This is a genomic window from Candidatus Pantoea rara, from assembly GCF_051136265.1.
GTDB lineage: Bacteria > Pseudomonadota > Gammaproteobacteria > Enterobacterales > Enterobacteriaceae > Pantoea > Pantoea rara.
The window spans coordinates 3,269,649-3,284,922 of the sequence record NZ_CP194942.1; the positions used below are offsets into that span (position 1 = coordinate 3,269,649).

Annotated in this window: 13 protein-coding genes; 6 read left to right on the forward strand and 7 right to left on the reverse strand. The window is 55.9% G+C overall.

Annotated features, from left to right (window positions below):
- Positions 1-5: 5 nt before the first annotated feature.
- Positions 6-986, reverse strand: coding sequence for a D-threonate 4-phosphate dehydrogenase (locus ACR8BF_RS15630; RefSeq protein ID WP_434745241.1), 981 nt, complete (start codon positions 984-986; stop codon positions 6-8).
- A complete protein-coding gene (dtnK, locus tag ACR8BF_RS15635) occupies positions 979-2,238 on the reverse strand; it encodes a D-threonate kinase (protein ID WP_434745242.1) in 1,260 nt (419 codons plus the stop codon). Before dtnK ends, ACR8BF_RS15630 begins: the two co-directional genes overlap by 8 nt.
- 187 nt (positions 2,239-2,425) lie before the next feature.
- Here dtnK and ACR8BF_RS15640 point away from each other — a divergent pair, with 187 nt between their 5' ends.
- The 5 genes from ACR8BF_RS15640 to ACR8BF_RS15660 all read left to right on the forward strand — a co-directional run bounded on the left by ACR8BF_RS15640 (position 2,426) and on the right by ACR8BF_RS15660 (position 7,843).
- Positions 2,426-3,574 carry an iron-containing alcohol dehydrogenase gene (locus tag ACR8BF_RS15640; RefSeq protein WP_434745243.1) on the forward strand — a complete coding sequence of 383 codons (1,149 nt, stop codon included), beginning with the start codon at positions 2,426-2,428 and terminating at the stop codon, positions 3,572-3,574.
- Between the two features lie 11 nt (positions 3,575-3,585).
- Positions 3,586-4,470, forward strand: a complete 885-nt coding sequence (locus ACR8BF_RS15645; protein ID WP_313697510.1) for a dihydrodipicolinate synthase family protein — start codon at positions 3,586-3,588, stop codon at positions 4,468-4,470.
- Between the two features lie 79 nt (positions 4,471-4,549).
- A complete protein-coding gene (locus ACR8BF_RS15650; RefSeq protein ID WP_434745948.1) occupies positions 4,550-5,965 on the forward strand; it encodes a sodium:solute symporter family protein in 1,416 nt (471 codons plus the stop codon).
- A 1-nt stretch (position 5,966) separates the two neighbouring features.
- Positions 5,967-7,163 (forward strand): sialidase family protein, encoded by a 1,197-nt coding sequence (locus ACR8BF_RS15655; protein WP_434745244.1) that lies wholly within the window; start codon positions 5,967-5,969, stop codon positions 7,161-7,163.
- Positions 7,160-7,843: an SDR family NAD(P)-dependent oxidoreductase gene (locus ACR8BF_RS15660; RefSeq protein ID WP_434745245.1), complete on the forward strand. Its 684-nt coding sequence runs from the start codon at positions 7,160-7,162 to the stop codon at positions 7,841-7,843. Before ACR8BF_RS15655 ends, ACR8BF_RS15660 begins: the two co-directional genes overlap by 4 nt.
- 46 nt (positions 7,844-7,889) lie before the next feature.
- Here the strand turns inward: ACR8BF_RS15660 and yacL are convergent, their stop codons facing one another.
- From yacL to ACR8BF_RS15680, 4 genes are all read right to left on the reverse strand, one after another.
- Positions 7,890-8,267, reverse strand: a complete 378-nt coding sequence (gene yacL / locus ACR8BF_RS15665; RefSeq protein WP_179897700.1) for a protein YacL — start codon at positions 8,265-8,267, stop codon at positions 7,890-7,892.
- Between the two features lie 188 nt (positions 8,268-8,455).
- Entirely contained in the window at positions 8,456-11,053 is a 2,598-nt protein-coding gene (gene acnB, locus ACR8BF_RS15670) for a bifunctional aconitate hydratase 2/2-methylisocitrate dehydratase (protein ID WP_434745246.1), read from the reverse strand.
- Positions 11,054-11,477: 424 nt separating this feature from the next.
- A complete protein-coding gene (locus ACR8BF_RS15675; protein WP_434745247.1) occupies positions 11,478-11,996 on the reverse strand; it encodes an MBL fold metallo-hydrolase in 519 nt (172 codons plus the stop codon).
- Positions 11,997-12,114: 118 nt separating this feature from the next.
- Positions 12,115-12,624, reverse strand: coding sequence for a phenolic acid decarboxylase (locus ACR8BF_RS15680; protein ID WP_179897696.1), 510 nt, complete (start codon positions 12,622-12,624; stop codon positions 12,115-12,117).
- Positions 12,625-12,729: 105 nt separating this feature from the next.
- Here ACR8BF_RS15680 and ACR8BF_RS15685 point away from each other — a divergent pair, with 105 nt between their 5' ends.
- Positions 12,730-13,629, forward strand: a complete 900-nt coding sequence (locus ACR8BF_RS15685; protein WP_434745248.1) for a LysR family transcriptional regulator — start codon at positions 12,730-12,732, stop codon at positions 13,627-13,629.
- A 204-nt stretch (positions 13,630-13,833) separates the two neighbouring features.
- Here the strand turns inward: ACR8BF_RS15685 and lpdA are convergent, their stop codons facing one another.
- Positions 13,834-15,258 (reverse strand): dihydrolipoyl dehydrogenase, encoded by a 1,425-nt coding sequence (gene lpdA / locus ACR8BF_RS15690; protein WP_010253950.1) that lies wholly within the window; start codon positions 15,256-15,258, stop codon positions 13,834-13,836.
- Between the last annotated feature and the right edge of the window lie 16 nt (positions 15,259-15,274).

The following is a 15,274-nucleotide window of genomic DNA, read 5'->3' on the forward strand; positions in this document are numbered from 1 at the left end:
TATCCCTATGCGAGCTGCATCGCGAGTTTAATAGAGATCGCCATGCTGTCAGACTTCGCTTTACCTGTCCAGGCGATATCAAATGCGGTGCCATGGTCAGCAGAGGTGCGGATAAACGGCAGGCCTGCGGTGATGTTGACGCCATCATAGAAGCCCAGCAGTTTCAGCGGAATATGCCCCTGATCGTGATACATCGCGACCACCATGTCATACCGTCCATCCTGGCACTGCAGGAACACCGTGTCCGGCGGACAAGGCCCGGAGACATCAATCCCCTGCGCTTTCATCGCCTCAATAGCGGGCGCCACGGTGGTGATCTCCTCATCACCAAACAGGCCGTTCTCACCGGCGTGCGGATTAACGCCCGCCACGGCGATACGCGGGGCGCTGTAACCGACACGACGCAGGAAAGTGTCCGCCATACCAATCACGGTTTTAATGCGCGGCTGATTAAGCGTATCGAGAAACTTACGTAGCGCAATGTGGGTCGTGACATGAATCACTTTCAGCTTATCTGTGTAGAGGACCATGGCGTAATCTTTGGTCCTGGTAAGATGCGCCAGCAGTTCGGTGTGACCCGGATAGAGATGGCCCGCCGCATGCAGCGCCTCTTTGTTCAGCGGCGCCGTGGCAATGGCCTGCACGTCACCCGCCAGTGCCAGCTCAGTAGCACGTTTAACGCAACGCCATGCCAGATCGCCCGCCTCTTTCTGCACCACGCCAGGTTTCAGCGCGTCGGGATCGGCCAGGGGCTCATCGATTACGTTGATGATGCCGGGCGCAAACCGCGCATCCTGCACCCGATCCAGCACCCGCAGCTCGGCCTGTGGCGTAATGTTCATCGCCATAATGCGGCGCAGCGTACTGGCACAACCAATCACCACCGCAGGGATGCCATTCAGCTCACCTTCAGAGAGCGACCTGATGATGATTTCGGGGCTGATGCCCGCCGGATCGCCCATGGTGATCGCAATAATTTTACTCACTCGACTTCTCCTCAATAAAACCTATGGCTGCTACCAGCGTATTTTCATCACCAAAGCCACCCGCTTTGGTCATCACCGGCAGAGTAAATTCACTGTTAAGCAGAACCCCGTGCGGCACACAACCCGCCACCAGACCCTGAATTTTAAAACCGCTGGCCCCCAGTGCCTGGGCAACGGCAATCGCCACGTCGCCTCCCGACAGATAGAGCGCATGCGGCAACTGTGCCCGGCACAGGCTGTAGGTCATTTCGCCCAGCAACTGACTGATCGCTTCGCCCAGTTGCTGGCGGGTCACGCTATGCTGCTGGGTGAGATGCGCGATCTCGTGCCGCTGAGATGCATGCTGGCAGGTGCGGATCACCGTATGGCGACCGGCACGCAGTGCGGTAGCCGCCTGTTCGATCCAGCGATCCCGGTCGGTCCAGGCGGGATGTTGAAAGCGCTGACGGATATCGACATCCACTATCTCAACTGCCCGCTGGTTACGCAGCGTGGCTATCTGCTGCTGCGCGCTGCTGCTCATCGATCCCACCACCGCCAGCACGGGGCGCGACGGGCGAACAGAGAGCGCTGCGCCCAGCGCATCGCTTAATCCGGCGGCTCCGACCAGCAGCGGCTTTTCTGTCAGCTGCGCCGCCGCGGTTATCAGTCTCGCCAGATCGGCCTCATTCTCGGCATCCACCACCACGATGCCATGCGCCGCCGCTAACACTGCATCAAGTCGATCGCTGCGCAGCGTCGCGAGATCGATCTCCGTGCCGTCGATCTGCATCTGATCGAGGATGCAGGCGCTGAGGATCGGGGTTTTCGGATCGCTGGCAAATTCGGTGTCCGTCAGTAAACGCTGATTGACCCACACTTTACCCTCGCGTGTGGTGCGGCCCAGTCGTGGCACCGCTGGTGCAACCAGCGCCAGCATTTTGCCGCTGGCACGCAGCGCAGCACTGGTTTCAGCACCGACGTTGCCGCGCAGCGTGGAGTCGATCTTTTTAAACAGCCAGCCCTGCTGAAGCTGTGCGGCGAAATGCTGCACCACCTGAGCGACGCGCTCTGTGGCCTGGCTGGCGCTGACCGCCCGGCTGTCGGTGCTGATGACCAGCACATCCGCAGCGTCGTCTGGTAGCGGTACCGCAGTGCCAAACAGTACATGTACGCGGGCGCCAGCCTGTGCCAGGCCGCTCCCCGCATCGTTGGCACCGGTAAAGTCATCGGCGATGACCAGCACCGGGGTTTTCCATAATGATGAGCCCATCCTCACTCCTGTCAGGTGACTGCCGCTGCATTTGATTATATTCAATCATGATTGATTATATGTGAGCAAGTTCAAATTAATCGAAATCGATATGCCTTATAAAATTAGCCACAGAGAGTGACTGACTTCGCATTGTGCTGAGCAAGATTAATCATCTGCTCAGACATGACAGAAATAAGGGTATGAAATGAACATTAACAGCACGGTGATTAGCGGTTATCAGGCGTTAAATGACATGCGCTATCTGCTGAAAGGGAAATCAACAGCAGTCGTGGTCACTGATCGGAATATTGAGGCGATTCCGGCAGTGCAGGCGCTGATGGGTCAACTTCGGGATCAGATTCCAGGTATCAGCGTAGTCAACAGCGTCCCACCTGAACCAAGCCAGCATGACGTAGCAGCGATTATCTCAGCGCTTTCCCAGGGCCAGGTCGACATGGTGATTGGCATCGGCGGCGGTAGCGTGCTGGATGTGGCGAAGCTGCTCTCAGTGCTGTGCATCGACGCCGCGCCGTCTCTGGACGCCTTGCTGGCAGGCGAAAAGCCGCAGCGCCGTACCCGTTCAATACTGATCCCCACCACCGCAGGCACGGGTTCTGAAGCGACGCCCAATGCGATCCTGGCGATCCCGGAGAAAGAGACCAAAGTCGGTATTATTTCACCGGTGATGCTGCCCGATGTGGTGGCACTGTTGCCGGAGCTCACCACCAGCATGCCGGCACATATCGCGTCTTCAACCGGTATTGACGCCCTCTGCCATCTGATTGAGTGCTTTACCGCCAATGTCGCCAACCCGGTCAGCGACAACTATGCGCTGATTGGGATGAAGAAACTGTTCGCTAATCTCGAAACCACCCTGCGCGAGCCAGAAAATTTACAGGCGCGGCTGGAGATGCTCTGGGCCTCTTATTATGGCGGTGCATCGATTGCCCATGCAGGAACACATCTGGTGCATGCCCTCTCTTATCCGCTCGGCGGCAGATATCACCTGCCACACGGCGTCGCCAACGCCATTTTGCTGGCACCCTGCATGCGCTTTATCCGTCCGGGGGCAGTGAGCAAATTCGCTCAGGCCTATGATCTGCTGCCCGACGCCGACATCCGTTTAAGCGATGAAGAGAAATCACACGCGCTGGTCGACTACTTCACCGCGCTGGTGGCGCGGCTGCAACTGCCTGCCAGCCTGGAAGCACTGGGCATCAGCCCGGATCACCTGCCCGGATTAGTGGAAGCCGCGCTCGACGTCCAGCGTCTGATGAACAACGTGCCGATGGCAGTCACCGCCGACGATGTGCGCGCCGTCTACCTGACGCTTTTCCCTTCCTGCCAGGCGTAATGAGGAGTGTTATGAATAAGAAAATAAACGGCGTACTGACCGCCATCGTCACCACCTTTGATCGGGAAGGTGCCTTTGATCCGGTAACACAGCGTGAGCAGGTCAGACGCCAGATCAACGCCGGTAACGGCATCTTCTGTGGGGGTACCAATGGCGAGTTCTTTGTGCTGAACGAGCAGGAGAAGATCGCGGTGACCACCACCTGCGTCGATGAGGTTAACGGCCGGGCGCCGGTGGTGGCGCACATCGGGGAGATTTCGACCCGTGAAACGATCCGGCTAGGCAAACAGATTGCCCGCCTTGGCGTAGATGCTGTCTCCGCAATCACGCCGTGGTTTGTTCCGCTTAAACAGCAGGCGCTGATCGACCACTATCAGCGCGTGGCTGACGCGCTGTCGGTGCCGCTGTTCCTCTACAACATCCCGGCACGTACCGGCAATACCTTGCAGCCAGAGACCGTTCGAACGCTGGCCGCGCACCCGAACATCATCGGCATTAAAGATTCAGCAGGCAGCTATGAAAGTCTGAGCGGCTTTCTGCAGGCTACCGCCGACTGTGAGGACTTTGATGTGCTGAACGGCCCGGATTCGCTGATCCACCAGGGTTTCGTTGATGGCTGCTCTGCCGCTGTTTCCGGGCTGGCAAACGTGGCACCGGAGGCGATTAACGCCATCTGGGCGCGCTTCAGTGCGGGCGATATTGCCGGTTCGCATCAGGCTCAGGAGAACGTCACCGGCCTGCGCACCGCGCTTTACAGCATCGGTTTCTCACCTGCCGTCGTGAAAAAAGCCGTCAGCCTGCAGGGCTTTGAGGTGGGTGACAGTCGCTATGCGGTGCAGTTCAGCGACGAAGAGCAGCAGCAGATCCGTCAAATCGTGAACCACTACCTGCAATAACGTCCATCACCTTTGCACCCTACCGGTCAGATGAGAACGAACCTGATGGTCGCCATCTGCCAGAACAATCGAGGTCATGATGAAAGCATTTTCAACTGAGAGCACCTTACTGATCGTCGGCATGGTGGTCGCCTATATTCTGTTCACCACCTGGCTCACCTGGCGGCTGCGCAGTAAAACCAGCGGCGACTTTATGGAAGGCTCGCGCGCCATGCCTGCTTTTATCGTCGGCATTATGCTGATGTCTGAATATATCGGGGCAAAATCCACCATCGGCACCGCGCAGGCGGCCTTTGAAGATGGCTTTGCCGCTTCATGGTCGGTCATCGGTGCCGCGATTGGCTTCCCGCTGTTTGGCCTGATACTGGTCAAGCGCATCTACAACACCGGAAAGATCACGATCTCCGGTGCTATCGCCGAGAAATATGGCAGTTCAACCAAAAATATTATCTCGCTGATCATGATCTATGCACTCCTGCTGGTGAACGTCGGTAACTACATCAGCGGCGCGGCGGCCATCTCCACCGTGCTGAAGATCGACCTGACTCAGGCGGCCTTTATCACTGCAGTGGTGAGTACCTTCTACTTTGCGTTTGGCGGTATGAAAGGGGTGGCCTGGGTCACGCTGCTGCATAGCGCCATCAAGTATATGGGGATCCTGATCATCCTTTATGTCGCGCTGAAGATAACTGGTGGCGTCGCCCCGATGATGGAGAAAATGCCGGCGTTCTACTGGACATGGGATGGTCACGTCGGTGCCAGCACCATTGTGGCCTGGCTGATCGGAACCGTGGGCTCGATCTTCTGTACCCAGTTTGTGATCCAGGCGATCTCCTCCACCAAAGATGTGAAGTCAGCGAAGCGCGCTACCTGGGTCGCCTTCATCTTCTGCCTGCCGATCGGTCTGGCGATGGCGCTGATTGGCGTGGCGGCGAAGTTTGCTCATCCTGATATCAAGAGCCTCTATGCGCTGCCGGTGTTTCTGCAGGATATGTCACCGTGGCTGGCGGGCATTGTCACCACTTCGCTGGTAGCCTCGATCTTTGTCAGCGTCGGCACCGTGGCGCTGGCCATCGCCTCGCTGGTCGTCAAAGACTTTTACGTGCCCTATCGAAACCCGACGCCAGAGCGCGAATTTAAAATGACGCGCTGGATCTCGATTGGCATCGGCTTCTTTCCGCTGCTGTTTGTCCTGTTCTTCCCGGAAGTGCTGAAACTCTCGTTCTTTACCCGTGCGATTCGCCTGTCGATTACCGTGGTGGCGATCATGGCGTTCTACCTGCCGTGGTTTAAGAGCACCCGCGGTGCCAACGCCGGTCTGATTGGTGCCTGCGTGGTGACGTCCGTCTGGTTCCTGATGGGTAACCCGTTTGGTATCGACAATATGTACGTGGCGCTGCTCACCCCGGCCATTATTATGGTGATTGACCGCTGTATCCCGTCACGCCAGTCCCAGCCTCAATCGCAACACAATGCACAAAACAGTGGAGCCTAATATGACTCAGGAAACCGTCACCGCAGAACGTACCGGCCTGCTTGCGCCTCACCCGCAGGATAGCGCGCAGCAGGTTGCGATGCTGCCCTCTTCCTGCCCGCAAAACCACGCGGCTAACCTGCTCCCGCTGCCCGATGGCGATCTGCTTTGCGTCTGGTTTGGCGGCACGCAGGAAGGGATCGCTGATATCTCTGTCTGGTGTTCACGCCTGCAAAAAGGCCACGTTCGCTGGAGTGAAGCCCAAAAACTCTCCGACGATCCGGGGCGTTCAGAACAGAATCCGGTGCTGTTTCTCGATCCCGACCAGGTGCTGTGGCTGCTGTGGACGGCGCAGAAAGCGGGCAATCAGGACACCGCGATTGTGCGCTATCGCCAGTCTCACGATCTGGGTAAAAGCTGGGGCGAGATTAAAACCCTGCTGGATAAGCCTGGCACTTTTATTCGCCAGCCGATTGTGGTGCTGCCCAACGGTAACTGGTTACTGCCGGTGTTTTACTGCCTGACACAGCCCGGCGAAAAGTGGGTTGGCAGCTATGACATCAGCGCGGTAAAAATCTCAGACGATAAAGGCCAGAGCTGGCGCGACGTCAGCGTGCCCGACAGCACCGGCTGCGTCCATATGAACGTTACCCTGCTGGATGATGGTTCGCTGCTGGCGCTCTATCGCAGCCGCTGGGCCGACCACATCTACCAGAGTCGCTCATTTGATCAGGGGGAAAGCTGGAGCGCACCCGAGCCGCTGTCGCTGCCTAACAATAACTCCTCGATCCAGGTCACGACGCTGCGGAATGGTCATCTGGCGCTGGTGTTCAATGCCATGAGCGCCGAAGGTGCCAGCGAACGTCGGTTGTCGCTGTATGACGAAATTGAAGATGAGGAAGAGGACAGTGACGTTGCGGTCGTCGCCGAACCAGTCGTGCAAAACGGTCGCACCGCCTTCTGGGGTGCGCCACGCGCGCCGATGACGCTGGCTATCTCCACGGATGGCGGCAAAAGCTGGCCGCTGCAGCGTAATCTGGACGAAGGCGACGGCTACTGCATGACCAATAACTCCCAGCAGAAATTAAACCGTGAGTTCTCTTATCCCAGCATTAAACAGGGCATGAACGGCGAACTGCATATCGCCTACACGTGGTATCGCCAGGCGATTAAATATGTGCGGGTCGAGGAGTCATGGGTACAGGGAGGTGATGCGTGATTGAACGCACGGCGCTGGTGACCGGGGCCAGTTCCGGCATCGGCCAGGCGATTGTGGATCGCCTGCTGAATGAAGGCTGGCAGGTTACCGGCCTGAGCCGCTCGGCGATAAACCGGCCAGAAGTGGGATGGCAGAGCCATCAGATCGATATCAGCGACAGCGCGGCACTGCAGGCTTTACTGGACGAACTGCCGGTGCCGCAGGCCGTGATCCATGCAGCGGGAATGATGCAGGCCGCGCCGCTGGGGGCGCTGGATCTGATCGCCAGCGCACGTCTGTGGCAGCTGCATGTGGCCGCCGCAGAACAGCTGGCGAATCATTTTGCGCCCCGAATGAATGCAGGCGGCAGACTTGTGCTGCTGGGCAGCCGGACATCAGGGGGAGCGGCAGGCCGCAGTCAGTATGTGGCCACCAAATCGGCGATGATCGGCATGGTGCGCAGCTGGGCGGCGGAACTCGCTCCGCGCGGCATTACTGCCAATATTGTGGCGCCAGGCGCCACCGAAACGCCGATGCTGCAACAGCCGGGCCGGGCCAGTTCACCGCCAAAATTGCCGCCGATAGGTCGCTACATTCAGCCACAGGAGGTAGCCGGGCTGGTTGATTTCCTGCTCTCGCCTGCGGCGGCGGCGATTACCGGTCAGCAGTTGGTGATGTGTGGGGGAGCGTCGCTAAGTTAGTAAACTGGCCGGGCGGAGAAAATCGCCCGGCTTTTACCGTAAGGGCTTACCGTACGGGTTTGCCGTACTGGTTCACAAACTGACGCCAGGCGGTGATCACCAGCTGAAAATCTTCAATGCCGCAGAACGAGAGGCTCTCTTCATCGTAATAGTTCATCCCCTCTTCCATGCCGTCATCTTCCAGCGCCAGCAGGTTGGCGCGAATCATCACCTCTTCCTCATCCAGCAGGATGGTATATTCGCTGCCGACGCGCTGCCACTGACGCACGCTACCTTTGACGTCTTCGATTGCGGCTTCAACTTCATCCAGTAATCCCGGATCGTTTTTCACCTCTTCGTTGAACCAGTGGCCGACTACTTCATGACCCATCGACATGCGAACCTTAATCTGTCCGGTCACATCGCGTAAAAATTCATATTCCATCGCCCGTCCTCTCAACGTCGTCGCGTCATCTAATGAGTGTCAGTGCTGCCTGTGCAGCAAAGTGTGACACGTCGCGCATTATTACAGGCTGTCTGCCGAAATCCAGCTTTTGATGGTCTCTCTGCTCAATGCTGAGACGAAAAAAAGGGGCGAATCGTCGCCCCTTTCTATTACTGCCCGGTGAAAAATCAGACCGCGGTCTGGAAAATCACGCCGTCAGCTTTGTCAGTGTACTGCGTCAGCTGGTCGAAGTTGAGATAGCGATAAGTGTCGCTGGCCGTTTTATCGACCTGCGCCATAAATTGCTGATACTCATCCGGCGTTGGCAGTTTGCCAAGCAGAGACGCGACCGCAGCCAGCTCCGCTGACGCCAGGTAGACATTAGCGCCGTTACCCAGACGGTTCGGGAAGTTACGGGTCGAGGTAGAAACTACCGTCGAACCATCTGCGACACGTGCCTGGTTACCCATGCAGAGTGAACAGCCCGGGATCTCGATACGCGCACCGCTTTTGCCGAACACGCTGTAGTAGCCCTCTTCGGTCAGTTGTGCCGCATCCATCTTGGTTGGCGGCGCCACCCACAGACGGGTTGGCAGCTGGCCTTTGTGGCTATCCAGCAGTTTACCAGCAGCACGGAAGTGACCAATGTTGGTCATGCACGAGCCGATGAACACTTCGTCGATCTTCTCGCCCTGAACGTCAGAGAGCAGACGGGCATCGTCCGGATCGTTTGGCGCACAGAGGATCGGCTCTTTAATGTCGGCCAGATCGATTTCGATCACGGCGGCATATTCAGCATCGGCATCCGGCTCAAGCAGCTGAGGATCGGCCAGCCATTTTTCCATCCCTTCAATGCGGCGCTCCAGCGTACGACGATCGCCGTAGCCTTCTGCGATCATCCACTTCAGCAGCACGATGTTGGAGCTGAGGTATTCGATAATCGGCGCTTTATCCAGCTTGATGGTACAACCCGCAGCGGAACGTTCTGCTGACGCATCGGACAGCTCAAACGCCTGCTCGACTTTCAGATCCGGCAGACCTTCAATCTCCAGGATACGACCAGAGAAGATGTTTTTCTTACCTTTCTTCTCAACGGTCAGCAGACCCTGTTTGATAGCATACAGCGGAATGGCGTGAACCAGATCGCGCAGCGTAATGCCTGGCTCCATCTTACCTTTGAAGCGCACCAGCACTGATTCCGGCATGTCGAGTGGCATGACGCCCGTCGCTGCCGCAAACGCCACCAGGCCTGAACCCGCCGGGAAAGAGATGCCGATAGGGAAACGGGTATGGGAGTCACCACCGGTGCCGACCGTATCCGGCAGCAGCATACGGTTCAGCCAGCTGTGGATAATGCCGTCACCCGGACGCAGCGATACACCACCACGGTTCATGATGAAGTCTGGCAGCGTGTGGTGCGTGCTCACATCCACGGGCTTAGGATACGCGGCGGTGTGGCAGAAGGACTGCATCACCAGATCGGTCGAGAAGCCCAGGCAAGCCAGATCTTTCAGCTCGTCACGGGTCATCGGACCGGTAGTATCCTGCGAGCCAACCGAGGTCATCTTAGGTTCGCAATAGGCACCTGGACGAACACCGGTTACGCCACAGGCGCGGCCAACCATTTTCTGCGCCAGTGAGAAGCCACGGGTGCTCTCCGCCACATCTTTAGCCTGACGGAACACGGTGCTGTGCGGCAGACCCAGCGACTCGCGCGCTTTGGTGGTCAGGCCGCGACCAATGATCAGCGGAATACGGCCACCAGCACGCACTTCGTCAATCACCACTTCGGTTTTGAGTTCGAAGCTGGCCAGCAGTTCGTTGGTTTCGTGATTGAGGACTTCGCCTTTGAACGGATAGATGTCGATGACATCGCCCATGTTCAGGTTATTAACGTCCACTTCAATCGGCAGTGCACCCGCATCTTCCATGGTGTTGAAGAAGATTGGCGCAATTTTGCTGCCCAGCACCACGCCGCCGCCTTTTTTATTCGGCACGTTCGGGATGTCGTCGCCCATAAACCACAGCACCGAGTTGGTGGCAGATTTACGTGAAGAACCTGTCCCGACCACGTCACCGACATACGCCAGTGGGAAGCCTTTGGTCTTCAGTGCTTCGATCTGTTTGATCGGGCCGATGTTGCCTGCCTCATCCGGCTCAATGCCTTCGCGGGCATTTTTCAGCATCGCCAGGGCGTGCAGTGGAATGTCCGGACGTGACCAGGCATCCTGGGCGGGAGAGAGATCGTCGGTGTTGGTTTCGCCAGTGACTTTGAACACCGTAACGGTGATTTTTTCAGCCAGTTCAGGGCGTGACAGATACCATTCCGCATCAGCCCAGGATTGCATCACCTGTTTTGCGTATTCATTACCCGCTTTCGCTTTCTCTTCGACATCATAGAAGTTGTCGAACATCAGCAGCGTGTGTGAAAGGGCTTTCACCGCAATGGGGGCAAGCTTGCTATCGTCCAGCGCTTCAATCAGCGGATGAATATTGTAACCGCCCTGCATGGTGCCGAGCAGTTCAACCGCTTTTTCAGGAGATATCAGAGGAGAGGTTGCTTCGCCTTTGGCGACAGCCGCCAGGAAACCGGCTTTGACATACGCCGCTTCATCGACGCCAGGTGGGACACGGTTGACCAATAAATCGGTCAAAAATTCTTCTTCACCCGCAGGTGGATTTTTCAGCAGTTCAACCAGCGCGGCCATCTGGGAAGCCTCTAAAGGCTTAGGTACAATTCCCTGGGCAGCACGCTCGGCAACGTGCTTACGGTATTCTTCTAGCACGACGTTATCCTCGCTCTCATTATGTAGGGCTTTCCGACCACCTTGCTCACTTATGGAGAACAAACTTCCCTTTCTCGTCCAGGTTGAGGTGCCCGGTTTCGCGGAGGGCAGAATAGCAGGATTTCGTCTGTTTGTTAATCTGTTTACAAAAATACAACATAATCCACTACGGCTATTCTGCCCGCTCAGGCTCCCGCATCAGCCAGTCAGGTCAGCTGATCAGGTCTCTCAGCAGCTTACCGCATTCCACTCAGACAGAAGCATGATGGCGTCAGCTTAACCGCGATTTTAACGAAATGATTCAGTGAAATAGATAACTGGCAGGAATAGAAACGGCAGGTGTCTGGCGTACAGCTGAGGGGGATTCAGGAGGAAAACAACACCAGGTCGGATATCAGCCTGGTGATCGTCACGCGTCAGAGGATTACAGCGTCGTTTTCATTTCCCGTAGTGATACCGGCCAGTCCCCCGGCCAGACATAGTGATCTTTCAGAATTCGCGCACTGTAGTCGAGACAGATTTTCACCGGCAGGTTGGGATAGATTCGCTCCATCTCCTGCACCAGCGCTTCACTGTTGTTGACCTTATGCAGCGTCCTGATGAAGTCTTTGATGTAGGTGCGGGTAAAGCCAATCGCCGACGGGCTAAGCGTGGGCGTGGTTCGTGAGTGGCCAGGGATCAGCACTTTTGGCTCCAGCGCTTCCAGCCTGTCCAGGCTTTCCATCCATTTCTCCATGCGCTCCGGCGTGAGCATATCGGCAATCCAGACGTGTGCGTCAGCGAAGACTACATCGGAGGCGATCAGCGTTTTCGTCGAGGGGATCCAGAGCGGAGTCACCCGGATGCAATCGCCGCTGAGATCGCTCAGAATTTTAATCACCTGCCCTTCCAGCCAGATCGTGTCCTCTTCCAGTTCAGTAATCGAAAACGTCGTGCTGGTCACTACTGATAAAAACCTTCGTCGATAAATCCATTTTTCGTCCTCGCACGTTACACGTCAGAAGCAACAAGACAGACATTGCTATTCAGAAGAGGTCGTCATGACCTCTTCTGCTTTTTTGTTAATTTTTCAGGTTAGCGGGGAAATCGGCTGGCAGTTCGTTCGGCGGACAATCAATCACGCTTTCGTTATTTTCACCCACATCACGAATCACAGTCAGCGTCGCGAACTCATCAATCACTTCGGTTGGATAAGCCGGGCCTGCTTCACGGTAGCTTGCCATCTCGTCCAGATGATCATTCTGGAAGCAGACGGTTTTTTCCGGGTTGTTCATTACCCAGCGAGGGAAGAAGATGGTGCCGTGGAAGATTTTATCAGCCAGATTGACTGCCAGGCTGACATCGGTACCTGTAGGTTCGGTCCAGGATACTTTATAGACATCATGCGCCAGACGAACGACATAGACGTGCTGATTTTTAACCCAGCGATTACCCACCATGCCACTGTGAATACGGTAGTCGATGGTGCTGGCATTTTTAATGTAGAGCTCGTAGTTCCAGCCGTTGTCATAGGTGTAAACCAGATGTTTACCGACGATGCCTGACAGGTCATGTTTATCAAAAGTGCTCATGGTTAATTCCTCATGTGTTTTCCTTGAGGTGATTATTGCGCGTTACAAAAGCGATGAATAACGCTATTTTTAACGCTAAATAATTCATTTTTTAAATAAGTCATCATGTATAAGACAACACTCGAACAGTGGTATCTGCTGGATGCAGTCGTGAAGGAAGGGAATTTTGCGCTGGCAGCGGAGAAGAATAATCGCAGCCAGTCTTCACTGAGTTATCAGCTGGGCCTGTTACAACAGCGACTGGGTTTGACACTGTTACAGCAGGAGGGCCGCCGCGCTGTCCTGAGCGCAGAGGGACATCAGTTACTCGCGCAGGTGCGTCCGCTGCTGGAGGGATTCGGCGCGCTTGAGGCGCAGGCCAATGCACTGCAACGCGGCGAGCGGTCGCGCATCGATCTGATGGTCGATGCAACGTTGCCTAAACCCTTGCTGTTTGATGTGCTTCAGACCTTTCAGCAACGCTATCCGCATGTGCGTATCTGGTTTAGCGAAATCGTGCGAAGCGAAACGCCTGACAGACTGGCGGAACATCAGGCTGATCTCTGGCTGGTGGCGCAATACGGCGACACTCCATTAGCAGGCGAAAGCCTGATGAGGGTCGATTTCGTCGCCGTCGCCCATCGCGACCATCCGCTGCACCGCGAATCCGCCCCGCTTAATGCTGCTACGCTGGCACGCTGGCCCTGCATTACCATTCTGGATCGTCAGCAACAGCAGCAGTCAGAGGTCAATGGCGATCAGGCGGAGAACTGGTCATTCACGACGCTGTCAGCCGCCATTGAAGCGGTGCAGCATCAGTTAGGGTATGGCTGGCTGCCGGAACAGAATATCGCTGCGCTCTTAGAGAGCGGTGAGCTCCGTCCCCTGCCACTGCTACAGGGCCGCCGACGCAGTAGCTCGCTGGTGATGCATATAAATGAAGAGAGGTTGCCAGGCAATAGCGCCATTGCCGCACTGGCGCAGATGTTTATTGAACGGGTGGCGTCCTGGGAGGCGCGCGGATAAGCAACAAAACAGCGTGGTTTATACCCGCTCACGCGGGGAACACTCTAATTTATCTTTCTGATTATTAAATACTTACTGGCACCCAAAAACCCTGCCGAATCTAACGCTCTGATTTTACCCCACCTCACACCGAGTCCCGGCACCAAATCCAGCCGAAAAAAAAGCCCCCATAATGGGAGCTTTCTTTTTAACAGCGGCAGAAACTTATTTCTTCTTCGCTTTCGCGTTAGGCAGATCGGTGATGCTACCTTCGAAGATTTCTGCAGCCAGACCAACTGACTCATGCAGGGTCGGGTGAGCATGGATGGTAAGCGCGATATCTTCCGCATCACAACCCATCTCAATCGCCAGACCGATTTCGCCTAACAGCTCGCCGCCGTTCGTGCCGACAATCGCGCCACCAATAATACGGTGCGTCTCTTTATCGAAAATCAGTTTGGTCATGCCGTCTGCACAATCAGAAGCGATAGCACGGCCAGAAGCAGCCCACGGGAAGGTGGATGTTTCGTAGCTGATGCCTTTCTCTTTCGCTTCTTTCTCGGTGAGACCGACCCAGGCAACTTCTGGCTCAGTATAGGCAATTGAAGGGATCACTTTCGGATCGAAGTAGTGCTTCAGACCGGAGATCACTTCTGCCGCAACGTGGCCTTCATGCACACCTTTATGCGCCAGCATTGGCTGACCAACGATGTCGCCGATAGCATAGATGTGTGGCACGTTGGTGCGCATCTGCTTGTCGACGCGGATGAAGCCGCGATCGTCCACTTCCACGCCCGCTTTACCGGCATCCAGACCTTTACCGTTTGGCACACGACCGATAGCTACCAGCACCGCGTCATAACGCTGCGCTTCGCCTGGTGCTTTTTTGCCTTCCATTGAAACGTAAATGCCATCGTCTTTTGCTTCAACGGCGGTCACTTTGGTTTCCAGCATCAGGTTAAATTTCTTGCTGATTTTCTTAGTAAAGACTTTCACCACGTCTTTATCCGCAGCCGGGATAACCTGGTCGAACATCTCAACCACATCGATCTCTGAACCCAGCGCATGATAAACCGTCGCCATTTCCAGACCGATGATGCCGCCGCCCATAACCAGCAGACGCTTCGGCACTTCTTTCAGTTCCAGCGCATCGGTAGAATCCCAGACACGTGGATCTTCATGTGGAATAAATGGCAGCTCGATTGGACGTGAACCCGCAGCGATGATGGCGTTATCGAAGTTGATGGTGGTCGCGCCGCCTTCTCCTTCAACCACCAGGGTGTTAGCACCGGTGAATTTGCCGAGGCCATTAACCACGGTGACTTTACGACCTTTCGCCATACCTGACAGGCCGCCAGTCAACTGGTTGATAACCTTCTCTTTCCAGCTGCGAATCTTGTTGATATCAGTAGATGGCTGGCCAAACACAATGCCGTGCTCTTCAAGGGCTTTCGCCTCTTCAATCACTTTAGCAACGTGCAACAGCGCTTTAGATGGGATACAACCGACGTTCAGACACACACCACCGAGGGTGCTGTAACGCTCTACCAGTACGGTTTCCAGACCTAAATCCGCACAACGGAAGGCTGCAGAGTAACCTGCAGGACCTGCCCCAAGTACCACGACCTGGGTTTTAATCTCTGTACTCATCATGACCTCTTAATTG